Origin of the sequence: Alcaligenes phenolicus (genome assembly GCF_032063905.1) — a bacterium.
GTDB classification, from domain to species: Bacteria; Pseudomonadota; Gammaproteobacteria; order Burkholderiales; family Burkholderiaceae_B; genus Alcaligenes; species Alcaligenes phenolicus.
This window is the reverse complement of sequence record NZ_DAMBOE010000005.1, coordinates 1-24,246: the sequence shown is the minus strand read 5'-3', so window position 1 is coordinate 24,246 and position 24,246 is coordinate 1. Positions and strand designations below refer to the sequence as shown.

Genomic DNA, 24,246 nt, shown 5'->3' with positions numbered 1-24,246 from the left:
TACGTTTAGCGGGGTTTTTTTTGCCCGTTACCTGCCAGTTCACTCGGAACGATCCTGCCCAACATCGCTAAAGGCCCGTATTTACAAACATTTATTAACTTTTCAGATTCTGTTCATAGAAATTTCATGCGCAGCGTTTCTACTTACCGCTATGATCGGGATGAAAACTGTCCTAATAGCAAAAAACTATTCGTTCGCTAAAATCATTTTATTTAACTATTTCGACCAAGGCAAGTAGACTGATCTCAACTTCTTAAAACGACCCGCCCCCCTCGGTTCGGGTCAGCTTCAACGGAGAAACACAATGAGCAACAAAACCCTGACGACCGCCGCTGGCCGCCCTGTTGAGGAGAACCAGAACTCCATGACGGCAGGCCCTCGTGGTCCCGTCCTGATGCAGGATTATTGGCTGCTGGAGAAGCTGGCTCACTTTGACCGAGAACGCATCCCGGAGCGTGTCGTACACGCCAAAGGCTCGGGCGCTTTCGGTACCTTTACCGTCACGCACGACATCACGCAGTACAGCATGGCCAAGGTCTTCAAGCCAGGCAGCAAGACACCCGTTTTCTTACGTTTTTCCACCGTAGCTGGTGAAGCAGGAGCCGCCGATGCAGAACGCGACGTTCGAGGATTTGCCCTCAAATTCTATACAGAAGACGGAAACTGGGACCTCGTGGGCAATAACACTCCTGTCTTCTTTATACGGGATCCACTGAAGTTCCCCGACTTCATCCACACACAGAAACGCGACCCGCGCAGCCACCTGCGCAATATGAGCGCCGCCTGGGATTTCTGGTCCTTGTCGCCCGAATCCTTGCACCAGGTCACCATCTTGATGAGCGACCGCGGTTTGCCCTGTAACCTGCGCCAGCAGCACGGCTTCGGTTCGCACACCTACAGCCTGATCAACGACAAGGGCGAGCGCCACTGGGTGAAGTTCCACTTCAAATCCCAGCAAGGCATTGCCAACTACACCAATGAAGAGGCCGCCAAAGTCGTGGGCCAGGACCGTGAAAGCTCACAGCGCGATCTGTACGAGAACATTGAAAAGGGCAACTTCCCACGCTGGGCGCTGCGCATTCAGATCATGACCGAAGAGCAGGCACGCAACTACCACATCAACCCCTTTGACGTGACCAAGGTCTGGCCACACGGCGACTTCCCGCTGATCGATGTGGGCATGCTGGAGCTGAACGAGAACCCCACCAACTACTTCGCCCAAGTGGAGCAAGCCGCCTTTACGCCGGCCAACCTGGTGCCCGGTATTGGTCACTCGCCCGACCGCATGCTGCAAGGTCGTATCTTTTCCTACGGCGACACCCAGCGTTACCGTCTGGGCGTGAACCACGGGCTGCTGCCAGTGAACGCACCGCGTTGTCCATTCCACAGCTACCACCGCGATGGCGCCATGCGTACTGGCGACAATAACGGCGGCACGATCAACTACGAGCCCAACAGCCAGGGTGAATGGCAACAGGCTCCCCGTAGCGAACCGCCTCTGGCGCTGGACGGCCAGCCGGCAGATCACTGGGATCACCGTGTAGATGATGATTACTACTCGCAGCCCGGCAATCTGTTCCGCCTGTTCAACGACGAGGAAAAGCAGCGTCTGTTCAGCAATATCGCCGACGCCATGGCGGGTGTTCCCAAGGAAATCATCGAGCGTCAGCTGGGCCACTTCACCAAGGCAGACCCTGCCTACGGTGCAGGTGTCAAAGCAGAACTGACAAAACGCGGTCAGCTTTAAACCCTGACCCGCCTTGTAAAGCCATAAAAAGTTCGGCCCCCACTCTACAATCGGGGGGCCGATTTTTTTTGCACTGGCCCTGCGTTTTCCTACCGAGCCCTACTATGAAATTTGGCTACACCATCATCTACGTTCCCGACGTCGGCCAGGCACTGGATTACTTTAACCGTGCGTTTGGTTTGACCACCAAAATGCTGCATGAAACCGGCTTGTACGGTGAGCTGGAAACTGGCCAAACCACCTTGGCCTTTGCGGGGGAAATGCTGGCCTACATGAACTACCCCAAAGGGCATTTGTCGACTCACGCATCCGACGTGCCACTAGCCATTGAAATCGCCCTGGTCTGCGACGATGTGCCCGCAGCTCATGCCAAGGCACTGGCGGAAGGGGGCACGGAACTGGCACCACCACAGAACAAGCCATGGGGGCAGATGGTGTCTTATGTGCAGACGCCAGAGCGGGTTGTGGTGGAGTTGTGTACGCCGGTTAAATAAGTTTGTGCTGGATCCGGGATATGCATTCCGTGCACCTCAAGAGCAATCTGACAGGGGCTTGTCCTGGTCTTGCTGACATAGACTTCTTCAGAGCGGTTAGAAAACTACATGTATAAGCAAAAACGCCCCACACTCAAACTTGCGGGGCGTTTTTCCACATCCTTGAGTTTTACTGCTGCAAATACCCCGATTCCTTGATGATGGGTCCCCAGGTATCCAGATCATCCTGAACAATGCGGGACAGTTCCTGAGCATCGCCCGACTCGGGTCTGAAGCCGATCGGCACAATCGCGCTTTCAATGCGTGGCAGCTTGGCCACTTCATTGAAGGCATCCTGGAACTGTTTGACCATCTCCGGCTCCATGCCCAGCGGGGCAAAAATCCCCATCCAGCCCGACGCCTTCAGATCGCCATAGCCCATTTCTGCAAAGGTGGGCACGTCTTTCAAGATAGGCAGACGTTCCACGCCGGTAATCCCCAGCACCCGCACCGAACCGGCGGCAACGTGTTCGGTAATCATGCCCACCGCATCCACACCAGCGGGAATATGGTCACCCAGCAGGTCGTTGATCAGAGGGGCTCCCCCTTTATAAGGCACGGGAGACATCTGGATATCGTTCTTCTTGGCGATGCTGTAGCCAATGAACTGGGGGGCGCTGCCGGGGGCAGGAATGCCATAGTGGCCGTACTTTTCCGGTTCTTTGCGCACCAGCTCCACGTACTCCTGCAAGGTATTGGCAGGCGTGGTTTTACCCACCACAAAGATATGTTCGAACTTGGCGATCACGGCCACCGGCGCAAAGTCCTTTATTGGGTCGTAGCTGACCGTTTTTACGGTCAGGGGCAGGGTAGTCATCATGTGATTATTGGCGACCAACAGCACCGAGCCATCGGTAGGCGAGCGCAAAAAACCTTGAGCAGCAACCTGCCCGCCCGCGCCTGCGCGGTTATCCACAACCACATTCACACCCAGCTTTTCACGCAATTGCTCGGCATACACCCGCGCGACGGCATCCGCTGTTCCTCCGGCCGGATAACCTACGACCAAACGTATGGTGTCCGGCAATTTGCTGGCAACAGACATGCCCGTTGCCAATGCCAACGCCGTTCCCAGCAAAACCTGCGCCCATTTCTTTTTCATTACTTGTCTCCCTACCTCTTGATGACGCTATTAAAGTTCTACTACTCGTCCATTCCCTTGTGCGGCATGACGGCTTAACAAGGCGGCTGCCGTCAATACGTCCTCGAATGCCAAGCCCAAGGATTTAAAAATCGTGATTTCTTCATTGTTGATACGGCCTGCGGCTTGCCCCTCCAGAACGGCACCCAGCTCGTTCAGCTCGGTATCCGCCGACAAGTAGCCCTGCTTGCACGCATTCAAGAACTCGCCCGACTCGTTACGAGTGGATTGCGCACGGTCCACAAACAAACGGCCTGCCGTCATGGTGGGGCCATCCAGTTCACTGCTGGCGGGTGTGCTGGAGCCCATGGCGGTGATGTGCGTGCCAGGGCGCAGCCATTCACGCTGCAAGACAGGCGTGGCAGAGCTGGTGGCTGTCAGTACCATATCCGATTGGGACACGGCTTCCTGGGCCGAGACTCCAGCTATCAAGGGGCAATCCAGATATGCCTGGGCTTCCTCAATGAAATGCTGCGCCGACTGTGCGGAGCGGGTAATCACAAACACTTTGCTCAAGCGACGCACTTGCGCCACGGCACGCAACTGCCACAAGGCCTGATGCCCGCCACCAAACAAGGTCAGCACGCTGGCATCCGGGCGCGCCAGCATGTCGGTAGCCAGGCCACTGACCGCCGCGGTGCGCAAGGCCGTAACGCTGCTGGCGTCCAGAATGGCACGAGTCTCGCCAGTCAAGCCGCTCATCAAGAGCACACAGCCTTGATGGGGGTCCTTACCCAGGCGCACATTGTCTGGAAACAGCGTACCCATCTTGGCGCCGTACAAAGGCTCGGGATAAATCTCGGGCATGTCGATGCAGGCAGGCATCATGCCCAGAAACCCACTAGACAAATTGCTGCGCACAATCGTGCGCAAGGGCTGATCAATACGCCCTTGCTGCATGGCGATAAAACCCTGGCGCATCAGATCAATCGCCGCCCCCATATCCAGCCCCTCGTACACTTCCTGGGCTTTAGCGACATAAACGCTTAGCTGCATGTTTAGCCTTGCGCCAGTGGCGTGGTGATATGGCGGATAAAGGTGTCGGTATCCGTGTTGGAGCCGCAGAACAGCACGCCCACTCGTTGCCCGGCCAGATGTTTGCGCAAGGGGAACATCAAGGCGGCTGTCGCCACCGCGCAAGCCGGTTCAGTGGCCATCTTGAATTCGTTGAACAGGAAGTGCATGCCAGCGCGGATCTGGTCGTCGTTGACCGTCACCAGAGTGTCGACATTGTCCTGACACACGCGGAAGCTAAACTCGTCGGTATGCGGAGCCATCAGGCTGTCTGCGATGGACTGCATGGCGCCGATTTTTTGCGGTTCGCCAGCCTGGCGGCTAAGCGCCATGACATTTGCTCCCACAGGCTCGATGCCATAGACCACGCAATCAGGCTGCCAGAGCTTGACGGCTGCCGATACACCGGCGGCCAAGCCACCGCCACCAATCGGCACCAGCACCGCATCCAGCTTACCCGCTTGCTGCAACCACTCGTAGCCCAGGGTGGCCGTTCCCAGCACGGTTGGGTAGGTACTGAAGGGGTGAATGAAAGTCTTCTGTTCGTCCTTCTCTATCTGACGCACCAGTTCAAACGCCTGCTCGCCATTGTCAGCAAAAACAATCTCGGCCCCATATTCGCGGCACAGAGCTACGCGCGCCGGACTGGCAGTCTTGATCATGACGGTCTTGGCTTTCACCCCCATTTGATGGGCGGCATAGGCCACGGCCACGGCGTGGTTGCCTGCAGAGACGCAGGTCACCCCTTGCTGGCGTGCTTCTTCAGACAAGCTCAGCAAGTTGTTGAAAGCACCGCGTGCCTTGAACGTGCCCGAGGCCTGCAAATGCTCAAACTTGAAATTGACGGCGCTATCCAGACGCCCGGTCTGGTAATCAAACACGGGCGTCTGGCGCACATAAGGGCGCAGACGCTCATGCGCCTGCACAACATTTTCCTTGGTAACTTTTTCTGTTGTCATGGGTTTGCCTTGAAACCTGTTTGCCTATTTTTAGGAGGCCACGGCCTGACTGCGAATCAGAGCGCGCAAGAACTGCTCACACTGCTCCACTTGCGCCAGCTCCACGTACTCATCGGGGCGATGGGCCTGCTCGATATTGCCGGGACCACAAATAATCGAAGGGATACCGGCTTGCTGGAACAGACCTGCCTCTGTGCCATAGGCCACTTTGCGCACCGTGTCGTCCCGTGTCAGTTCACGCACCAGCTTGGTAATGGCGGCCTGCTCTTCAGGATTCAGGCCGGGGGCGCTTGCCAGCTTTTCCAGCTCCACCAAAGCATCGGGATGCTCGCGGCGCATGGCAGGCAGGACTTTCAAGTCGATGAACTCACGAATTTCCTGCAAGATCGGCTCGGGGTCCACGCCGGGCAGATTGCGATATTCAAATTCAAACTCGCAGAGGTCAGGCACGGTATTCAAGGCGATGCCGCCACGAATCATGCTGGTCTGCAAAGTGGTGAAGGGCACGTCAAAATCATGGTCATAGGGACCCATGCTCTTGTAGTCGTCGGCCAGATCACGGATGGCGGTAATGATGCGAGCAGCATGCTCAATCGCGTTCACACCCTTGGGGGTCAGCGAGGAGTGCGCGGCATGACCGTGCACCCGGCAGCGATAGGCGTTAATGCCTTTATGCGCCACGATGGTGCGCATGCTGGTGGGTTCACCCACCACGCAACCTTCCGGTTTTACGCCACGACGGACCAAATCATCAATCATCACGGGCGCGCCCACACAACCCACTTCTTCGTCGTAGGAGTAGGCTAGGTGGATGGGTTTGGCCAGCTTGGTCGCCAGCATTTCAGGAACCAATTGCAGCGTCACACCGACAAAGCCTTTCATGTCGCAAGTACCGCGGCCATACAGGCGGTCGTCGCGAATCTCGGCTTTGAAAGGGTCACTGCTCCAGTTCTGACCGTCGACGGGCACCACATCGGTATGGCCCGACAAAACAATGCCACCTGTACGCGTGCCATCAGCGGCCGGAATCGTGGCGAACAGATTGGCCTTGCGGCCACTGGCGTCATGCGTCAGCACGGTTTCCAGCCCTTGCTGCTGCAAATAGGCCTGCACGTCATGAATCAGTTCCAGGTTGGATTCCCGGCTTGTCGTATCATAAGCAATCAGTTTTTGTATCCATTCCACCGAGGTAGAGGGATAAGCAGTAGGATCAAACAACGCAGTCATGCCTTCTTTCTCCCAGCGTAAAGCGTGTAGTTCTATACAATAGGACAGAGTTTTCCTATAAGAAAATTAATATTATTTATAAGAAGATGGTTTTTTACTTCTTTAGGTTATGACAAAAGACTTAGCCAACACCGCCCCCAACTTATTGAGCAAAACAGCTATGGGGGCGCGCATACGTGATGAACGCAAACGACAGGGCTTGACCCTGCTGATGTTGGCACGCTTATCCAATGTGTCTTTGTCCACCCTGTCCAAGGCAGAGCGCGGCCTGATTGGCCTGAGCTATGAGAAATTCCTGGCCGTCAGCCGGGCCTTGAAGATGGATTTGTCCGATCTGTTCAAGACGCCTCGCGATCAGAATGAATCCGGCATGGATATTCTGGTGGGCCGGGCTTCGCGTACCGTGACTTACCATGCACACCGCTACGAATACGGTATGCTGGCCTCGGAGTGGATCAACAAGAAAATGACGCCCATGCACGGCCGCGTCCTGGCCGGTAAACCACGCGATGCCAGCGACTTCAGCCAGCACGAAGGCGAAGAGTTTATTTTTGTGATCGAAGGGCAGTTGACCATGCAGTTTCAGGACGGGCGCCGCCACGTGCTGCAGGCGCGCGACAGCATCTACTTCAAAAGCAATCTGGGCCACTTGTATCTGTGCGAACACGGGGAAAGCGTAGAGATCTTGGTGGTTTGTGTGAACAATCACTAGACTTAAGATGCGTAGACAGCTGGCTTCAGTCGCTTTGGTGACATACCAAAGCGCTTGTTTATTTGCTTTGGCCCCGGTTAGATAACCCAGATGTCTGCTAGGTTGCCTGATTGCCTGATTGCCTGATTGCCTGATTGCCTGATTGCCTGATTGCCTGATTCTCAAGAGCCTGGGCCACAGGTAAATAAACACAAGCGCTTCAGACCCCAACAAGGCCTAGTGTGCCAAGCCCGAACCATCCACCTGCTCCATTACAATACGGCTCTGTTCTGCCTCTTTGATCGATCTGCCCATGTCCAGTTCTTCCCCTATTGTGGCTATTGCCACCGCCCCCGGCCGGGGTGGTATTGGTGTCATCCGTGTGTCCGGCAAGGAGCTTGATGCTCTGATCCAGACCCTGTTTGGCCGTACGCTGCAAGCGCGTCATGCGCACTTTTTGCCCTTCAAGGATGCACAAGGCGAGGCGATCGACGAAGGCATCGCGCTGTTCTTTAAAGGCCCGCATTCTTATACCGGCGAAGATGTGCTGGAGCTGCAGGGCCACGGCGGCCCGGCTGTCCTGCGCCGCCTGCTGGATCGCTGCCTGGAAGCAGGTAAAGATCAGGGCCTGCGCCTGGCCGAGCCCGGCGAGTTCACCCAGCGCGCCTTCTTGAATGACAGACTGGACCTGGCCCAGGCCGAGGCCGTGGCAGACCTGATTGACGCTTCATCGGAAGCCGCGGCCCGCAGTGCCGTCGCGTCCCTGTCCGGCGTGTTTTCCAACAACGTCAACGCCCTGGCCGACCGTATCATTCACCTGCGCATGCTGGTAGAAGCTACCCTGGATTTCCCCGAAGAAGAAATCGACTTCCTGGAAAAGTATCAGGCGGCGGCCACCCTGCAAGGCATACAGGACGAGCTGGAACGCATCCTGCAGCATTCACGTCAGGGGGCGATCCTGCGCGAGGGCCTGCACGTTGTACTGGCAGGCCAGCCCAATGTGGGCAAATCCAGCCTGCTCAACGCCCTGGCCGGTGAAGATGTGGCCATCGTGACCGACATCGCCGGCACCACCCGCGACCGCGTCATGCAACTGATCCACATCGATGGCATCCCGCTACATATCGTGGACACCGCTGGTCTGCGTGAAACCGAGGACACCGTAGAGCGCATCGGTATCGCCCGAACCTGGGACGAAATCGCCAAGGCGAACGTGATCGTGCACCTGCTCGATGCTCGCAACCCGCAAGACGAGCTCGATAGTGCCATTACCACTCGCCTGCCATCACACGTACCCGTGCTGCGCGTCTATAACAAGATAGACTTGCTGACAGCTGAGCAACAGGCGGCCTTGCCGGCACAGGAAAGCGGCGCCACCGTGCTGCCGATTTCTGCCCGTAAGGATGTCGGTCTGGACACCTTGCGCCGCACCTTGCTGGATATCGCAGGCTGGAACCCCGGCAGTGAGTCCCCCTGGCTGGCACGAGAACGACACCTGCGGGCCTTGGAGCGCGCGGAGTACCACCTGGGCCTGGCTGCGGAACACGCCACACACAGCGATCAGGTGTTGGATCTGTTTGCGGAAGAGCTGCGTCTGGCACATCTGGATCTGTGCTCGATTACCGGCGAGTTCAGCAGCGATGACTTGCTGGGGGAGATTTTCTCCAGTTTTTGTATTGGGAAGTGATGCAGGCCTGAACATCCTCGGTGTCTCATCGCTCTAGCCCCAGAACCAGACAAGGCTTTTGGCGACGTGATGGCAAGTGTCATATACCCCGGAGACATCAAGTGGAATCTCAAGACATTAAGCAGCTAACAAACCAGTTCGACGGCTTGAGCCACACCATCCCAGAAGAGGGCGTGGAGTTCTGGTTCGCCCGCGACTTGATGGAGCCTTTGGGCTATGTGCGCTGGGAGAACTTCAAGACGGCGATAGATCGGGCGGTGGAGTCTTGTAAAACAACGGGTTACGAAGAAGGGGACCATTTTCGTGGCGTCACGAAAATGGTCCAGATTGGCAGCGGAGCAGATCGTTCAATAGAAGACATCATGCTCACCCGCTATGCCTGCTACCTCATCGCCCAGAACGGCGACCCACGCAAGCCAGCCATTGCCTTTGCTCAAAGCTACTTCGCCATCCAGACCCGTAAACAGGAGCTGATTGCAGACCGCATGCGTCTGCAGGCCAGGCTGGATGCCCGTGAACGCCTTCGCGAGTCCGAAAGAACGCTATCGCAAAACCTCTATGAACATGGCGTAGACGACAAAGGCTTTGGCCGCATCCGATCCAAAGGGGATGCAGCGCTATTTGGTGGGCACACCACCCAGATGATGAAAGACCGTTACGGCATTATTCAAAGCCGCCCCTTGGCCGACTTTCTGCCTACGTTAACCATTGCTGCCAAGAACCTTGCTACAGAGATGACGAATCACAACGTCACGCAAGAGCAGCTGCATGGCGAAACGTCGATCACCCGCGAGCATGAACAGAACAACCGCAGCGTGCGCGATATGCTCGGCCAGCGCGGTATTCAGCCTGAGCAGCTCCCAGCCGAGGAAGATATTAAAAAGCTGGAGCGTCGCGTCAAAACGGAAGAAAAGAAACTGCTGAAGCAAACCGGGAAACTACCCACCCAAAAGCTGAGGAACTAAGACCCACAATCCTGGCTAAAGAAAGCGTGGAACATACTGCGTACCAACGGCCACCTGCTTGCCTTATCCAGGCGGCTACTAGCAAACCCCAAACTCAGTAAAAACCCGAAATTCATCCCTGAATTAAGCCCTATCAAAACCCGCCCCCCTTAATCAGGACTATGCTGGGTATTCCATCGTCTCCTGCGGGAGGGCGTCATGCACACACTCAACAAGTGGGTTTTGATGGCCGCTTTGGTCCATACCACCTGGGCCGTCCAGGCCCAGGATCTGGTGCCTCTGGAGCTAGAAGCCGAGCAGCGCTCCATCTCTCGTTTGAACGTGGCTCAGTGTCTGGATACGGTCAAGCAAACGGCGGCAGGGGAAGGCTATCAGCAGCGCAACGAGCCAACGGCCAACGATCAATTAGGGGTATATATCGGCGCTGCCCCTATGGGGGGCGGCTCGCTGGTGGTGTATTGCATTGATTTGAACCCGTCGACCGCCTATATCATTCACACCAAGGCGCAGGTCACGGCGGATTTGATGTCTCCGCATCAGCTTAATCACAAAATCACGCAGGCTTTAACAGTCGCGACCCAACCCTGATCGGTATCCAGCCGACACCTGAATATCAAAGGCGCAAAAAAGGGCGCAGTAAACGGGTTCATACGGGCAAAACCGCCCCCAACAAACCACCTGCGCCCCAAGGACTCCCAAAGCCAATCGAACGGCTTTTTACTTCATCAATAAATCCGCTACTTCCATTCGGCCCTCACCACCCAGCTCAATGTCGTCCATGACCTTGTTCAACATGGCATGCGCACTGGCCAACGCCGCATTCAGGCTGGTGAGCTCGCTTTGCACTCGCTCCAGTTCCTGTTTCTTCTCCGCTTCGCTGCCTTTATCGCTGGCCTGCACACGCTGCAGCTCCATCAACTTCTGTTGAATCTGCTCTTTCAGGTCGCGGATGCGCTTAAGGATGTCCTTGATGCCATCGGGCAGAGAACTGTCATCAATATCCTTGTCGCGCTCTTGTTTTTTGGCTTGCTGACTGGTCAGCGACAGCTCTTTTCCCAAGGATGACAGGCTCACCTTGATACGTCCCGACGAGTCTATGGAACCTGCATCTTCTTGCTCTGACACTACAGGGGGCGTCATGGCCGTCGCGTTTATCGGTTCGGCCACGGGCATATTTTGTCTATGTATTAAACCCTGTCCACTGATCTCTATCGGCATACTTTCCTCTGTTGAACACGTTCTCCCTTAGGGGTTACGGCTGAAACCCGGTAGTTCTTTACCACTGAGCATGTCATCAAGTGTTGCGCCTTTTACTCAGATGCTCAATACAACCCAGAAGTAAACGGCAACAAAAAACACTTTTATTTATCTGGATAGAAAAAATACCCCCTATCCATTGTCTTCTCATTGAGATCGGAACCCCATGGACTTGAAAATCAAAGCACTACTAGCCCACACCCTGTTAGCCTTGAGCGGGACCAGCAGCGCTTATGCCTACGAGACAGAATTCATTCTGAACAAACAAGGTCAACAAGCTTTTGAATTGAGGGTCTATGGACCTGATGATGGCAGTTACGATGCGTCGGATGAGACCGATCAACGCGTTTCCCCCTGGAATATCGACGAGAATGGCCGGCTGAAAATTCGTGCCGCACTGGAGCGCTGGGCTGAAATCATCAATTTGCCAGCAGGGTATACACCGGCTGTGATCAATCTGGGAACCATGAGCATCAAAAATGCCAATGCCTATGGCAAGAAATGGAACGACTCGGCATACCCCAATTTCACCCTCTCAGCCTTACAAGCACGCTTGCTGGGGTTATTCCAGGGTGACCCGACTAATCCCGATGCCATTATCGGTGTTGGAAAAATAGATCTGGACACGGCCCCCGTCAACCCCAGCCAACTGCCTTTAACAGGCAAGGCTGATTACAATGCAGTGATTTTCCACGAGCTGGCCCACGCTTTGGGCATCAGCAATACGGTCACAGATACCCTGCCTGGCGACAGCTCTGATCCACCCGATCCCTTCTTCCTGAGTGAGCTTAGCCCCTGGGCCTTGGGCTTGCGCGATGACCAGGGCCGAGCCCCGAGCCCCGGGCAAAAGATCCTGTGTTCGGTCTGCTCCAACCCATATGATCCTGCCGCTTTTGACCTGCGCCAGGACAAGGGCTACTTCACCGGGGATCACGTACAGGAAGTCCTGAATGGTGCCATGCCGGGCGTCCCCGTCAGCATCCTGAACTACCACGACCAACCGCAGTACGGCGTGGACCGCAACTACATGAGCCACACCGAGCTGCGCAACAGCTTGATGAGCCATCAGACCTATCGCAACTACGTGAATCTGATGGAGGCCGAAATTGCCGCCTTGCAGGATATCGGGCTGAGCATTGATCGCCGCAACTTCTTTGGCTATTCGGTCTATGGGGACGATGTCACCCTGAACAATACCAATGGCTACTTTGCACGCAATGCAGATGGCACAGCCTACCTGCCCGGCCAGTACAACATGGCCACACAAGGCTTGGGCCTGCACATTTATGGCGAACGCAACACCATTACCCAGGCAGCGGATCTGCTGACAGCCGGTCCAGGAGGGGTAGGTGTACGTGTGGATGGTAGTGAAAACACGCTGATCATCCCCAAGACGACGCTTATTCATGCTCAAGGCTGGTATGGCCGCGGCCTGCAATTCAGCTATGGCCGCCTACACAATATTGTCCAGCAAGGCGAAGTCCGCGCAGATGGCCAGGATGGCGTGGGTGCCTTGTTTGATTTCGGCCAGAACGCCATGGGTAGCGACGATCAGTATCACGGCTCCTGGCTAGTCCTAGAGGGTGGCCAGCTACGTCCTGTACCAACCATTTTGCAAGGTGCCTTGATCAGCAACTACGATCTGTCCGGCACCTTGTCAGGCCAGAAAGCAGCCATCCATATCGCGGACAATGCCTGGGTACAAAACATCAATATTTTGCAGGGCGCGCAGATTACGGGAGACATCACCTCGGATTACAACCGCCGGGATGACAATCAGGACTTGCGCCTGACCCGCATCAGCTTTGGTCAAAAGGCCGATGAACATGGCCGTGCCACCAATGCGGCTGACCCCAACTTCCAGATGCGTTATGACGGCAATATCAAGGGCCAGAATAGTCTGGCGGTCGTCATTGCCGGGGGCGCTACTTCCTTGAACGGACAGCACGAGCTATCTGGCTTGCACGTGGATCAGGGCGCTACTCTGTACGGCAATAGCGAATTCACCATCAACCCTGAATACAACTTCACCAATAACGGCACACTCAGCCCTGGGAATTCCTACGGGAACATGACGATCAAGGGCAACTTTGTTCAAGGTGCCGCTGCCCGGATGCTGGTGGAGGCCTCGACCACGCAGAACGATCATATTGATGTGCAAGGCTTGGCTCAGCTGGATGGTGAACTGCACGTGGACCTGCAGCCAGACTGGTATCAGAACGGCTGGACACTGAATCAGGACAAGGTGTTCACTGCCAGCCAAACACAAGGGCAGTTTGCTGCGCTCAATGCCACGCTGGCATCTCCCACCCTGAGTGTACAAAGCACGGGCAATGGCTGGACTGTCAGCCGTAATCAGGACGCTTATGCGCAATATGCTGCTTCGCCCAATGCAGCCTCAGTAGGTACCAGCCTGGCACAAGCCTCCTCGGGCAATCAGTCCCTGGCAGCGGTGTATCAGGCCATGGACTTCTCTCGGACTGATGGCAGCGATATCGGCCTGGCTTTGGACCAGTTAAGTGCAGGATCTTACGCTGCCCAAACCGCCGCCGCCTTGCGTCGCGAACAACTGGTATCCGAACAATTGCGCCAAACCGACGGTATCAACAAGAGCGGCTGGCAAAGCTTCATCCAGACCTATGGGGGCCGCTACCACTGGCAACTGGGTAACAACGATGTTGACCACCGCAGCGAGACCTATGGGGTAATGCTGGGGGCGGAACACCGGGCTGAAGGCAGTGACTGGAGCCTGGGGGTGCATGGTAATGCCAACGAGCAGCGCGTCAACGTAGACGCCCCCTTCCAGGCCAAGAGCAAGCTGACCGGTCTGGGCCTGGGGGCGCATGCCCGCTACCGTGGCTACAGCCAGGAAGGCTGGAATGGCTTGGCCCAACTACGAGTGGGTATCGAACAGGGCAAGATGAACCGCAACATCAGCTTCGCGGGCTATCAAGCACGTCCCTCCTCGGATTGGACAGGGCATACCTTCTCGCTCGGTGTACAGACTGGCTACAACTGGGCGCTGGGCGAGAACGGCAGCATCGGGCCGGTTCTGGCTCTGGATTACCTCCATTACCGGCGTCCTGGACTGGAAGAGAGTGGTGATGCTGCCAGCCGTCTGCGCCTGGACTCCAGCCGTCAAAACGCCTTGCAGGCCTCTATCGGCCTGGCCCTGCGTCAAAACTGGAATTTAAGCCAGGATCGCCAACTGCAAACGTCCTTGTCGGTGGCTTGGGAGCAGGCGTTGCTAAGCCGTAACCAGACCCAGGAAGCGGCCTTTGCCAGTGCCCAATCCGTGAGTTTTGATGGTCGTTACGCGCGGGTAGATAGCCATGCTTTGGCGCTGGGCACCAGCATCAGCTTGCAGCAATCCGAACGTCTGCGTTTAGGTCTGTCGGCCAGTACCCGTTTATTAGGGGATAGCCGTGCCGATATAAACGGTAAATTGTTCCTGAACTGGATGTTCTAAACGCTCTGAAACGTAAGAGGCCGACTGTTAGTCGGCCTCATTCGGAGATACAGGAGCGGGTTGAACCCGTTTCATTCCAGACCATCGATCCACATCAATATGTTGACCGGGAATCAAGACCCGACTCTGTCGACGCCACCATGTCCCGCTAGATACTTCGACCGATCCAGTATCCACAGCAAATTTCATTTGATCGCTGTCCAGAAAAGCCGAGAACTGCCCCTTGTTACTGCGAGCCTGGGCAAAGCTGGAAAAGACCGTCACGCTCTTTGGTGTGGGATCAGCCAGCAACAGCGTGACCTGTCCCCGTAAAAGCTGCAGATTCAATCTGTCCTCGTATTCACGGATTTCAAGGGCTGAATCCGGGCCCAAGCGCAGCACGGCCCCATCAACAAACCGTTGCTCCAGCATTTGAGCCCCCGATACCAGGTGCTCTTCTCGCAATATCGGCTCGGGCCAGGAGAAAAACACGGTCAGCGCCAAGGCCAACACCAGAAAACCCGCCAGCAAACCACGGTGATAGGGCTTGAGCAACACTGGCTTTTCCCCCGAGCCAGCCAATAAACGGCGTATCTCATGCTCGGGCGCATCCAGGCTGGCGTCACAAAAATAGCAAATATATCGATATGAACGTTCGTTTTCAGGATTGTCACGGCGCCAATCCTCAAATTCCCGTAATTCAGCTGCGGTAGCCTCGCCCGAGTTCAAGCGAGTAAACCAGTAAGCAGCCTGTGCGTGGGCCTGCGTATGCTCCAGCAGTTCCCCTTGATATGTCGTCATAGCGGCATCTAACCTTGTTCAGTTAAGCCAGCAATAGGGCGGTTTCAGTCCGACGGATTGTCTCTTCCGCTCAAGGCCAAAACCTTAAAAAACGAAACCAGCAGCCACCAACCCTCTAAATTCCACCTTTGAAAACGATACGTTTTTATTTTATACATTCGCTTCAAATGCTTACATTAACTCAAATTGACCCATTCCAAACAAATTCGCCTTATTTAATTACACTCACCACAAAAAAAATGCAGATTACAGGTAAAAAAAGCCGGAACCAGGCCGTTAACTAGTGAAATTCGTCCAAAATTTGGCCGCTAAGCAGGTCATGAACCTGTTCTTTTCTTTGATCAGATTCGTCGTCCGCAGGCAATACCATTCTCAATAAAAGTGGCCACTGCGGGTAAAAGCGATAGTTGGGCGTCGACACACGCGTACCGGCTGGATAACTAAATCCGCCGAATTGAAATTCCCGGGCCAATTGAGCATGCGAGAGATAAAGCAGATCTTTATTTTTATCGACTGAGAAATAAGCACGTTCCAAAGGCAGATTCCATGCCTGAACCTGTAAACCCTCTTCCTCTACACGTACCATCCACCGGTCCTGATCCCGCTCACCGTTGACATACAAAGTCCCATCCGGCCTGGCCTGAACCAAAGTGCCGGCAGGTAGATCCAGAACAAAATCCGGGGCTGTGTTCATATTGGAAGCCGCCGCATAGGGACTCCAGCCCCTGATCTGATTCCCTTTCGCCAAAAAGCAGCTGACAAAACGAAAGCCGTGCTCTGCCATGGGATCTTGTTCCATTTCAAGCACTTGGCTGCCATCACAATGCCAGCCCTCCAATTCCGTATCGCCTGCCAGATGCAGCTTCCAGCTGGAGTTCTGCAAATCGGGCCGGGGGCGCTTGAAAGACAGCACTGGGGCATTGCCTACCATGACCGCCTCCGGGAAACGAGCCCAGGACACGCTGTCCGGGTCGCCCCACACACTCAACTCCAGCTCTGTTCCGGCTGGCATATCAATTCCGGCAAAACGACCAGGCTCTTTTAAAACATGCTGCCGACTAGCCAGCTCCTGTTCCTGGCGTTTATCGAACTGATAGACCTCCCACTGGAAATAACTGTAGTAGAGCGCCAATACAAGCAAAGGAAGCAAAAAAAGCAGGCGTGGCCAGGGTTTTTTCTTGAAGTTTGCCCGGCGCCGTGGCTGTACTAAAAGCAAAACCACCCAGACCAGCACAATAATTAAGGCAAGCGGCCCAAGCGTAATAATCAGCAGAAACAGCAAAGAAAATGGAGCGACAGGAATCATAAGAGATCAAAAAACCATAAAAAGTCGCAATAAAGAAGGCCGAAAAAATGTACAGCCTGTCTTGCTGACTACTATGCTGATTGGGCAAAAACAAGGGAAGGAAGTTACAAACACAGGCACAGCACCGCCATGCCTGCTTAAAACGATCGGCGTCGTCTCAGGCGATCTGGATGTGGCCTTCCATATACAGGACGGCCTGGCCTTTCAAGAACACGCGGTCACCCGTTAAGGTGCAGTCCAATACACCACCACGGGCAGAAGCCTGATACGCCAACATATGAGTTTTGCCCAGGATAGGAGCCCAGTACGGCAGCAAAGCACAATGGGCCGAGCCCGTAACCGGATCCTCCTCAATACCGTGGCCAGGAGCAAAAAAGCGGCTGACAATATCAAACTGGCCCGAGCCCGGCGCTGTCACAATGCATCCGTCACACCCACTGGCCAGCATGGCTGCCGCATCCACCTGCAGCTGTCGCACTTGCTTTTCCGTTTCCAATACAGCCAAATGGGTGAAGTCATTACGCCACAGTTGCGTAATCTTGGTGCCCAAGGCTTGCTCCAGCAAAGGATTGTCATCCACACGGTGAACCGGGCGCACAGGAAAATCCATGACATAGCTGTCTTGGTCACGACGCACCGTCAAAGCGCCACTTAGCGTGTGGAACACTACCTGGCTATCCTGGGGACGCACATGCTGCAGCACAACCGCGGCGCTGGCCAATGTTGCGTGTCCACACAAGGGCACTTCTACCGTAGGGGTGAACCAGCGCAGGCGAAAGTCCTGGCCTTGTGGCACCAGAAAGGCGGTTTCGGCAAGATTGTTCTCCTGCGCAATCGACTGCATCAAGGCATCGTCAGGGAACTCGGGCAACAACACCACGGCGGCAGGATTGCCTGCAAACAAGGTGTCGGTAAAGGCATCAAGCTGATAGATGGGTAAGCGCATTCTGCCTCCAGGCATGGAATTCAAGGTGAGTCCCCAGTATAGAAAAATAGACTCTTTGAAGGCAGGTAAATCCGCGGAACAGGGGCATTGTTTTAATACCACCTATCTTTTCCGTTTTTTTAAGCACCAGACACGCGAGCGCTTTTTGCAAACGCCTGTTTGCATTCCATTAGTTGGACCCGAGCGCTACCCACTTATTTACCTGATGCTAAAAGCTTCTTTTTGCGGGTTAGCAATTACATCGGGTGCAAGGCCGCGCCATTTGATCAATCAAACATTTGCCGCCTCTAAAAGACAGGCGGAAAGACGATCAAAATGCAGCAGGGCAGCCTGGCTCAAGTCCACTTGTTTGCGGCGAGTGTCCTCCGTATCACTAAGGACGATCCAGCCTTTCTCGCGCATGGATTTGAGGCGGGTATGAATGGTCGCAGGCGATCCCAGCCGTTCGACGGCCATGACATCGCGCACCGACAAACGCAAACAGTCTTTCGATGCCTTGGCAACCAGCACCAGAATCCGCTCTTCAAGAGGGTCCAGGCAAGGCAAGCAAGGCAGGGTATGCAGCGAATCGGCGAGCTGCAAAAAACGCATATAAATATCAGCAGGTCTGGTGGCAGTTTTCATAACAAAATCTTTATTCCTTTAAGAACCGCTACCACAGCGTCCTTTCTAGAAATAAGTTCTGGTTATTATTGTTTTTATTCCGCCCAGGCAAAGCAAAAAACAACACTGCTTTATGGCCCGAGTGATTGGAATGAGTTTCGGTGCTTATCATGCACTTAAAATTAAACGCTTAAGACCGGGCCTGAATTCCGTACGGAAAGGGGTCTTGAGTCGGGCGATTTATCTGGAATTTTATCAGATAAGCCCTTGATTTAGCTTGAACACTACAGTCCTGACGTCGCAAAATTGTAAGAAGGTGCAGACACGTAGTTAGTTAGTAAGCTGCCTCACATTAAACGCTAATAAAGGGACTTAGTGTGGGGAACAAGAACAGTTACACAATCCAGGTCCGATGATATAAGCATCCTTTCCAAACAATTTTCCGCCCGCTTGTCCTGGTCGTCACAAAACCGTGTCCAGGATCTTTAGCCACACGAGTTTCAGATCGATAAAATGTGGTGAACAGCGCTCGGAGCGCCCAACGCGCCCCCTCAGATCACTATAAAATCTGGAACGATAAGAAATGATTCTTCACCTTGAGACACCGCTCATTTTTTCACACGCCTTGAGCGAGCAGCTTGGCAAACAAATCTGGTTAAAAATGGATGCGCTGCAACCTAGCGGATCATTCAAAATTCGCGGTATTGGCCACTTGTGTCAGCACCATGCCCAGCAAGGAAAGAAGCGCTTTATCATTTCTTCGGGAGGCAATGCCGGAATTGCCCTTGCCTATGCCGGACGCCGCCTGACGATGCCCGCCCTTGTTGTGGTCCCCGAAACCACTAGCGAACACGCCAGACGCTTGATTCAACGGGAAAAGGCCGAGCTGCACGTAATCGGCAAGAACTGGCAGGAAGCTCATGAGTATGCGCTGACCCTGGTGCAGGAAGACGACGCCCTGATTCACCCATTTGATGACCCTTTGCTTTGGGAAGGCCATGCCAGCCTGATCGCAGAAGTGGCCCAAATGGGCGTACAGCCGGATGCCGTCTTGCTGGCTGTAGGCGGGGGTGGCTTGCTATGCGGTATGGCCCAAGGCCTGCGGGAGCAGGGCTGGGACAAAACCCCGATTATTGCGGTAGAAACCCAGGGCACCGCCAGCCTGGGCGAGTCGGTGAGGCAGCGCCAGCACATCACACTTAGCGAAGTCAGTGGGGTCGCCACCTCCTTGGCTGCACCACGCGTCTGCGACCAGGCTTACGCCGTCAGCCAATCCCATCCCACCACCTGCGTTCAAGTCAGCGATGCCCAGGCCGTCAGTGCGTGTTTACGCTTTCTGACCGACCATCGAGTTCTGGTGGAACCCGCATGTGGCGCGACTTTGTCGACTCTCTACCTGGATCATGAGGCCCTGGCACCCTACAACAACATTCTGGTCGTTGTGTGTGGTGGCAACACCATGACGCTGGAGCAGTTGGTGCAGTGGAGGGCCACTCCTTAAGCTGTCCTTGAACAGCCCTGACGCATTTAGCAAAAATAATTATTTTCTCTCGCAGCTGCAATCTGAAAACCAGGGCACAGGGATTAAAAAACCCCATCACATGATTTTCATATGATGGGTTTTTTGTTTCTTCTTTTCATTCCTGATACGCTCTAATTTTCAGAACGTATGAAGTAAAACATATGTTTCACGTGGAACAAAAGCGCCTAAAACAGCCTTAAAAAGGCTTTACGAGAGGCAAATCCTGTCGAATCAAAGCAGAAAAATCCTGCCCCTCCTGCTGCGACAAGGCCCTCGGGTTGATGTAGCCCAGTTGCTTCAGTTTCTGGAAACTATGGCCTGGTGCCAAAGCATTCAGACCATATACATACTCGGCCAAATAGCCCGAAGCCAGCACACGCCAGTCCCACGGTATCCCGTCCACAATCCTGGAGACCATGTCATAAACAATGGTGGTGCAATTAGCCGTCAAGGTGTTGTAGAAACGGGGAGTAGTCTGCAATTGCTGGCCCTGCTCCACATAAGACAAGAACAAGGCCTGCATGGCAGGTTTCGCCAACTCCACGCTGTACATGTACACGTCTTCGCCGCGCATATTGCTGCGGGTACGCACAATGTCCTGCTCTGTTGCCGCGATCAGGCTCAACTCGAACTCTTTGAAAAAACCGCCTATCGCAGAAAATGCCTCGTTCTTTTCCTTGCGTATTTCTACCGAGAACACCACATGGCGGCCATCCTCAAACCCGAAAGACACCAGAGTATGAGCGATCACCGGGCCCATCCAGTACGAAAGGAACATATCTACCGATTTGAGCGTCTGCAGATCGTAGTCCTGGCTAATCCAATGTTCATCAAAATCGGTCTCGCTGCGCCAGTTAAAGTCACGCACATTGTGCAGAGTCACCACTGAACCATTTACCTCGCCGTAACTCATTCTGGCCACATCAGGCGCCCATTCCCGGTCGTTGCTGGGCGCAATACTGCTCCACCAGACCACCAGCACCAAAAAGCCCAACGCCTGGGGTACGAAGAGCCAGTTCTTGCCCTTGCTCAAGGCATACAGGCTCAATACAGCTACCGCTACCCAGCCAGCCAATGCCAGCCAGCGCCCCAGACCTGCTGACATCTGAAACTGTAGTGCCAGCGCGCCCCAGGCCGCTACCGCCAAGACCAATAACAGGACCAAAATCTTGATCACCATCGCCCCCCACCTTTTCATACTCACTCCACAGACCTCTTGAATACAGATTACTTTTAAGCGCTGAACAGTCAAAAAAAGCCCCCAGGCAACGCCTTCGGCTTGCTGCCTCTCCAAAGAGGGAGTTTTTTCCGAAGACACCGAGCCTCGAGCGGCCCGACAAAAAAAAACCTGTGTCCACTTGAACACAGGTTTTATTCATTAGAAAACAGGGTTTAGCCCTGATAGCCCATCGCTTGACCTTGGCGGATTACGCCTTGCGGCTGCCAGCTCGGGTCAAAACGATATGCGCTTTCTTTGGGGAACAGCATCACCACTGTGGAACCCAGCAGGAATCGGCCCATTTCCTGTCCCTTTTCCAGGGCGATATTCTGACCTTCATAGTTCCACTCGTGGATATTGCCGTCACGCGAGGCATTTACCACACCATGCCAAACCGTGACCATACTGCCCACCACCGTCGCCCCCACCAGCACCAAGACGAACGGGCCTTGCTCGGAGTCAAAAAAGCAGACCACACGTTCATTACGGGCAAACAGGCCGGGAACACCGCGCGCCGTCGTCGGATTGACCGAGAATAAATCACCCGGTACATGAATCATGCGCTTGAGCACACCTGCACAAGGCATGTGTACCCGGTGATAGTCACTAGGGCTCAAATACAGGGTCGCAAACAGCCCATCCTGATAGCGGGCTGCCTCCTGAGCGTCTCCGCCTACCAAAGCCGTCGTCGAGTAGCTATGCCCCTTCGCCTGGAACACCTCGGCACCCTGGATGGGCCCCAACTGGCTGATGGCACCATCAACCGGGCTGACCAAGGCCGTATCCGCGATAGGGCGGGCACCCGGACGCAAGGCACGACCAAAAAACTCGTTAAAGGTGGCGTAGCTGGCTGGGTCGGAGTTTTCTGCCTCGCTCATGTCGACCTGATAACGGTCGATAAAACGCTTGATAGCCCAGGTCGTGCGCCCACCCATGGGCTTGGAGGCCAAGCTGCCTAAAAACTGGGTCAGAGCCTGTTTAGGGAGCAGGTACTGGGGAAGAACAGCCAAACGGGGATGCATAAAATCAGCTCGCAAACAAATCCTGCTTCAGCTTGGGGCCAAAGCGTTTATGCCATTCAATGTAAATGTGTTTCACGCGCCACACCAGGCTGGGGCCGCCACTTCAAGGGCCGCGCAACAGTCAGGAATCAGGCACCAAACACTGGCAGGAACAAAACAATACGCACTTGTAGCACAGGTTGCCGCCATACGACATAAAAGGGCGGGCAAGCCCGTCCCATCAGACGTATACAACCCGGTCGCGGCCTTCTTCTTTGGCCTGATACAAGGCGCGGTCAACCCGGCGCAGCGTGCGCTCGTAATCCGGATGACCATCGTACAAGGCCACGCCAATACTGGCAGTGATACTCATGCTTTCGCCATCCGCAACCCGGAAGGTTTCCGCATGAATACGAAGACGCAAATTACGGGCAGCACGCATCGCACCATCCGCATCCACATCGACCAATACCAGAAGGAACTCTTCGCCCCCAAGGCGAAATACATAATCACCAGCACGCGCGCTATTGCTGAGCAGCTCAGCAAACTGACGCAGGATACGATCACCGGCATCATGGCCATGAGTGTCATTAACCCGCTTGAAGAAGTCTATATCCACGGCCAGCAGCGCAAAACGCGATCCCCGCTGCTGCGCATAGCCCACTTCACGGCTAAGCACGACAGGCAGGTATTTGCGGCTTAACAGGCGGGTCAGCACATCCCGGCCCGATTCCAGCTCGTTTTGCTGCTCAAACAAGCGATCCAGGTGCAAACCAATGGCTCGGGTTCGATCACGCAGCTCATGCAAGCGTAGAACCTGTCCTTTCGCGTCCCCTTGCTCGAAAGCCGGCATCAGCTCGGTATCAATCAGGTTCATCAAGTCCAGGATCTCACGACTCTCTACCGTGCCCTGGAAGGCATGCGCCCCCTTATGCTTGAACCAGATACCGAAGTCCGAATCTCCAATCCGCGGGGCAGGCGTCACACCGTTGTTGACCGCCATCGCAAACATGAAGAGATTTTCCCAATCCAGCAGCGCGGCTCGCTGTCGGCCACGCTCGGCCGCCACGTTCTGCACAATGGCAAACAGGCGATAGGACTCTTCGGCACGGGATTTACGCTCACGCGAATTGGCATAAGCATGGCTCATCAGTTCCATCGCCAGATCAATGAAATTCTGAATGTAGCGATAGCACTCCCAGGCCTGCTCGGAACTAATAGTCGAAGATTCAAACAGGAAGCGGGCGTAACGCCCCTTGAGCAAGCGTGCACCACGCAGCACCAGGTGAACCGGCACCCCAACCCGAGCATGAACCTCGCCAACCTGATTTTGCAGCTTGACCTGATCTTGCATATCACTGTGTTCATCCACCGAAAACAGCTGTACCAACCAACTGCGCAAGGAGCGATGCAAGCGCTTGTGTACCTGATCATGCGAGAGATACACCTGTGCGGCAGGGTGCTTGAGCATATGCGTATAAAAGTGGGTCGCAAGCTCGTCCTGGTTATCTTGGGTGATAGTCAGCACATGAGCACGGACCGCCAGGGGCACTTTCTGGAGCAAGCCGTGCCAGTCCTGAGCGGCTTCTTCGATATTCGGTTGAGACATGAAGTACAGGGAGAGTAGCGAGACGATACTTAAGGATTAAACAGCCTTGGCGCCAATTGTTACATGAGGGGAGATTTCGCGCTATTTCTTATAGCGATTCAGGCCACGGGCTAGCAGGAGAATACCCTTGCTGCCCACAAGGAAAAAACATACCCCTTAAAGATAAGTGGGTGATTCCACGGGCCAAGGCAGAAATACGGTGTCCATGTACTGGAGCAAGTGCCGGTTTCGCCTCACTTTGACAGCAACTTGCGATTCAAACCCATGGCTTTGTCGGCCTAAACGCCCCGAAAGTTCCACAGTGAGCAGATTGTCCTATCAAAGTAGATAGCTGACAAAACGAATTGCCCACTATCGCCAAAAAGCCACGTTTGGCATCCGGACAGAGAACGATCAATAAAGCGCGCTAGTGCTTGGGCAGGGGAGGGAGTGCCGGGAAACGGGCACATGGGACTGGGTTTATATCCAATACTGAGCAAATACCCAGATTTCCATAAGACAGCCTGGCCGCCGCAGTCGGGTCGGGTCGGGTCGGGTCGGGTCGGGTCGGGTCGGGTCGGGTCGGGTCGG

At 54.8% G+C, this 24,246-nt stretch carries 20 protein-coding genes; 8 read left to right on the top strand and 12 right to left on the bottom strand.

The annotated features are described in order from the left end of the window. The first annotated feature begins 304 nt into the window (after positions 1–304). A complete protein-coding gene (locus tag U2949_RS11545) occupies positions 305–1,747 on the top strand; it encodes a catalase (protein ID WP_321287860.1) in 1,443 nt (480 codons plus the stop codon). A gap of 104 nt (positions 1,748–1,851) precedes the next feature. Further along, a complete protein-coding gene (locus tag U2949_RS11540; protein ID WP_321287858.1) occupies positions 1,852–2,241 on the top strand; it encodes a VOC family protein in 390 nt (129 codons plus the stop codon). A 169-nt stretch (positions 2,242–2,410) separates the two neighbouring features. Here the strand turns inward: U2949_RS11540 and U2949_RS11535 are convergent, their stop codons facing one another. From U2949_RS11535 to argE, 4 genes are read right to left on the bottom strand one after another with little or no spacing between them, the layout of a single operon-like run. After that, entirely contained in the window at positions 2,411–3,382 is a 972-nt protein-coding gene (locus tag U2949_RS11535) for a tripartite tricarboxylate transporter substrate-binding protein (RefSeq protein ID WP_321287856.1), read from the bottom strand. Between the two features lie 30 nt (positions 3,383–3,412). After that, on the bottom strand, positions 3,413–4,417 hold the full coding sequence (locus U2949_RS11530; protein ID WP_026483988.1) for an ornithine cyclodeaminase family protein: 1,005 nt from the start codon (positions 4,415–4,417) through the stop codon (positions 3,413–3,415). A 2-nt stretch (positions 4,418–4,419) separates the two neighbouring features. Beyond that, on the bottom strand, positions 4,420–5,394 hold the full coding sequence (locus tag U2949_RS11525; RefSeq protein WP_321287853.1) for a threonine ammonia-lyase: 975 nt from the start codon (positions 5,392–5,394) through the stop codon (positions 4,420–4,422). A gap of 30 nt (positions 5,395–5,424) precedes the next feature. Then, on the bottom strand, positions 5,425–6,621 hold the full coding sequence (argE, locus tag U2949_RS11520) for an acetylornithine deacetylase (protein WP_035274907.1): 1,197 nt from the start codon (positions 6,619–6,621) through the stop codon (positions 5,425–5,427). A 160-nt stretch (positions 6,622–6,781) separates the two neighbouring features. Here argE and U2949_RS11515 point away from each other — a divergent pair, with 160 nt between their 5' ends. The 4 genes from U2949_RS11515 (at position 6,782) to U2949_RS11500 (ending at position 10,552) form a co-directional block, all read left to right on the top strand. After that, positions 6,782–7,333: a helix-turn-helix domain-containing protein gene (locus U2949_RS11515; RefSeq protein WP_003800785.1), complete on the top strand. Its 552-nt coding sequence runs from the start codon at positions 6,782–6,784 to the stop codon at positions 7,331–7,333. A 292-nt stretch (positions 7,334–7,625) separates the two neighbouring features. Next, positions 7,626–8,999: a tRNA uridine-5-carboxymethylaminomethyl(34) synthesis GTPase MnmE gene (mnmE, locus tag U2949_RS11510; RefSeq protein ID WP_026483991.1), complete on the top strand. Its 1,374-nt coding sequence runs from the start codon at positions 7,626–7,628 to the stop codon at positions 8,997–8,999. A 101-nt stretch (positions 9,000–9,100) separates the two neighbouring features. After that, positions 9,101–9,964, top strand: coding sequence for a DNA damage-inducible protein D (dinD, locus tag U2949_RS11505; protein WP_026483992.1), 864 nt, complete (start codon positions 9,101–9,103; stop codon positions 9,962–9,964). Between the two features lie 198 nt (positions 9,965–10,162). Beyond that, the gene (locus U2949_RS11500) at positions 10,163–10,552 is read left to right on the top strand and encodes a DUF6180 family protein (protein ID WP_026483993.1); all 390 of its coding nucleotides are present in this window, start codon (positions 10,163–10,165) and stop codon (positions 10,550–10,552) included. A 129-nt stretch (positions 10,553–10,681) separates the two neighbouring features. Here the strand turns inward: U2949_RS11500 and U2949_RS11495 are convergent, their stop codons facing one another. Next, positions 10,682–11,104: a hypothetical protein gene (locus U2949_RS11495; protein WP_228125857.1), complete on the bottom strand. Its 423-nt coding sequence runs from the start codon at positions 11,102–11,104 to the stop codon at positions 10,682–10,684. 283 nt (positions 11,105–11,387) lie between these two features. On the opposite strand from U2949_RS11495, the gene U2949_RS11490 reads away from it, so the two are divergent. After that, positions 11,388–14,690 (top strand): autotransporter outer membrane beta-barrel domain-containing protein, encoded by a 3,303-nt coding sequence (locus U2949_RS11490; RefSeq protein WP_321287847.1) that lies wholly within the window; start codon positions 11,388–11,390, stop codon positions 14,688–14,690. 27 nt (positions 14,691–14,717) lie between these two features. Here the strand turns inward: U2949_RS11490 and U2949_RS11485 are convergent, their stop codons facing one another. The 4 genes from U2949_RS11485 to U2949_RS11470 all read right to left on the bottom strand — a co-directional run bounded on the left by U2949_RS11485 (position 14,718) and on the right by U2949_RS11470 (position 18,346). Continuing rightward, positions 14,718–15,470, bottom strand: coding sequence for a DUF4880 domain-containing protein (locus tag U2949_RS11485; protein ID WP_257723288.1), 753 nt, complete (start codon positions 15,468–15,470; stop codon positions 14,718–14,720). A gap of 280 nt (positions 15,471–15,750) precedes the next feature. After that, entirely contained in the window at positions 15,751–16,776 is a 1,026-nt protein-coding gene (locus U2949_RS11480; RefSeq protein WP_321287843.1) for a hypothetical protein, read from the bottom strand. A 157-nt stretch (positions 16,777–16,933) separates the two neighbouring features. Then, positions 16,934–17,722, bottom strand: coding sequence for a PhzF family phenazine biosynthesis protein (locus U2949_RS11475; RefSeq protein WP_321287841.1), 789 nt, complete (start codon positions 17,720–17,722; stop codon positions 16,934–16,936). Positions 17,723–17,992: 270 nt separating this feature from the next. Beyond that, positions 17,993–18,346, bottom strand: coding sequence for a MarR family transcriptional regulator (locus U2949_RS11470; RefSeq protein ID WP_021447165.1), 354 nt, complete (start codon positions 18,344–18,346; stop codon positions 17,993–17,995). 562 nt (positions 18,347–18,908) lie between these two features. Here U2949_RS11470 and U2949_RS11465 point away from each other — a divergent pair. Next, positions 18,909–19,826 (top strand): pyridoxal-phosphate dependent enzyme, encoded by a 918-nt coding sequence (locus U2949_RS11465; protein ID WP_321287839.1) that lies wholly within the window; start codon positions 18,909–18,911, stop codon positions 19,824–19,826. Between the two features lie 217 nt (positions 19,827–20,043). On the opposite strand, the gene U2949_RS11460 is transcribed toward U2949_RS11465, so the two are convergent. The 3 genes from U2949_RS11460 to U2949_RS11450 all read right to left on the bottom strand — a co-directional run bounded on the left by U2949_RS11460 (position 20,044) and on the right by U2949_RS11450 (position 23,676). Further along, positions 20,044–21,045: an Lnb N-terminal periplasmic domain-containing protein gene (locus U2949_RS11460; protein ID WP_321287837.1), complete on the bottom strand. Its 1,002-nt coding sequence runs from the start codon at positions 21,043–21,045 to the stop codon at positions 20,044–20,046. 194 nt (positions 21,046–21,239) lie between these two features. Beyond that, entirely contained in the window at positions 21,240–22,088 is an 849-nt protein-coding gene (asd, locus tag U2949_RS11455) for an archaetidylserine decarboxylase (RefSeq protein ID WP_321287835.1), read from the bottom strand. 220 nt (positions 22,089–22,308) lie between these two features. Next, positions 22,309–23,676, bottom strand: a complete 1,368-nt coding sequence (locus tag U2949_RS11450) for a diguanylate cyclase (RefSeq protein WP_026484886.1) — start codon at positions 23,674–23,676, stop codon at positions 22,309–22,311. Between the last annotated feature and the right edge of the window lie 570 nt (positions 23,677–24,246).

Bases quoted from the DNA above. Each gene is read 5' to 3' on its own strand.
- U2949_RS11540 (WP_321287858.1), top strand. From the start codon at position 1,852: ATGAAATTTGGCTACACCATCATCTACGTTCCCGACGTCGGCCAGGCA.
- U2949_RS11460 (WP_321287837.1), bottom strand. From the start codon at position 21,045: ATGAAAAGGTGGGGGGCGATGGTGATCAAGATTTTGGTCCTGTTATTG.
- U2949_RS11490 (WP_321287847.1), top strand. From the start codon at position 11,388: ATGGACTTGAAAATCAAAGCACTACTAGCCCACACCCTGTTAGCCTTG.
- U2949_RS11545 (WP_321287860.1), top strand. From the start codon at position 305: ATGAGCAACAAAACCCTGACGACCGCCGCTGGCCGCCCTGTTGAGGAG.
- U2949_RS11475 (WP_321287841.1), bottom strand. From the start codon at position 17,722: ATGCGCTTACCCATCTATCAGCTTGATGCCTTTACCGACACCTTGTTT.
- U2949_RS11535 (WP_321287856.1), bottom strand. From the start codon at position 3,382: ATGAAAAAGAAATGGGCGCAGGTTTTGCTGGGAACGGCGTTGGCATTG.
- U2949_RS11480 (WP_321287843.1), bottom strand. From the start codon at position 16,776: ATGATTCCTGTCGCTCCATTTTCTTTGCTGTTTCTGCTGATTATTACG.
- argE (WP_035274907.1), bottom strand. From the start codon at position 6,621: ATGACTGCGTTGTTTGATCCTACTGCTTATCCCTCTACCTCGGTGGAA.
- U2949_RS11525 (WP_321287853.1), bottom strand. From the start codon at position 5,394: ATGACAACAGAAAAAGTTACCAAGGAAAATGTTGTGCAGGCGCATGAG.
- U2949_RS11470 (WP_021447165.1), bottom strand. From the start codon at position 18,346: ATGAAAACTGCCACCAGACCTGCTGATATTTATATGCGTTTTTTGCAG.
- U2949_RS11485 (WP_257723288.1), bottom strand. From the start codon at position 15,470: ATGACGACATATCAAGGGGAACTGCTGGAGCATACGCAGGCCCACGCA.
- U2949_RS11530 (WP_026483988.1), bottom strand. From the start codon at position 4,417: ATGCAGCTAAGCGTTTATGTCGCTAAAGCCCAGGAAGTGTACGAGGGG.
- asd (WP_321287835.1), bottom strand. From the start codon at position 22,088: ATGCATCCCCGTTTGGCTGTTCTTCCCCAGTACCTGCTCCCTAAACAG.
- U2949_RS11495 (WP_228125857.1), bottom strand. From the start codon at position 11,104: ATGACGCCCCCTGTAGTGTCAGAGCAAGAAGATGCAGGTTCCATAGAC.
- U2949_RS11450 (WP_026484886.1), bottom strand. From the start codon at position 23,676: ATGTCTCAACCGAATATCGAAGAAGCCGCTCAGGACTGGCACGGCTTG.
- mnmE (WP_026483991.1), top strand. From the start codon at position 7,626: ATGTCCAGTTCTTCCCCTATTGTGGCTATTGCCACCGCCCCCGGCCGG.
- U2949_RS11500 (WP_026483993.1), top strand. From the start codon at position 10,163: ATGCACACACTCAACAAGTGGGTTTTGATGGCCGCTTTGGTCCATACC.
- U2949_RS11465 (WP_321287839.1), top strand. From the start codon at position 18,909: ATGATTCTTCACCTTGAGACACCGCTCATTTTTTCACACGCCTTGAGC.
- U2949_RS11515 (WP_003800785.1), top strand. From the start codon at position 6,782: ATGGGGGCGCGCATACGTGATGAACGCAAACGACAGGGCTTGACCCTG.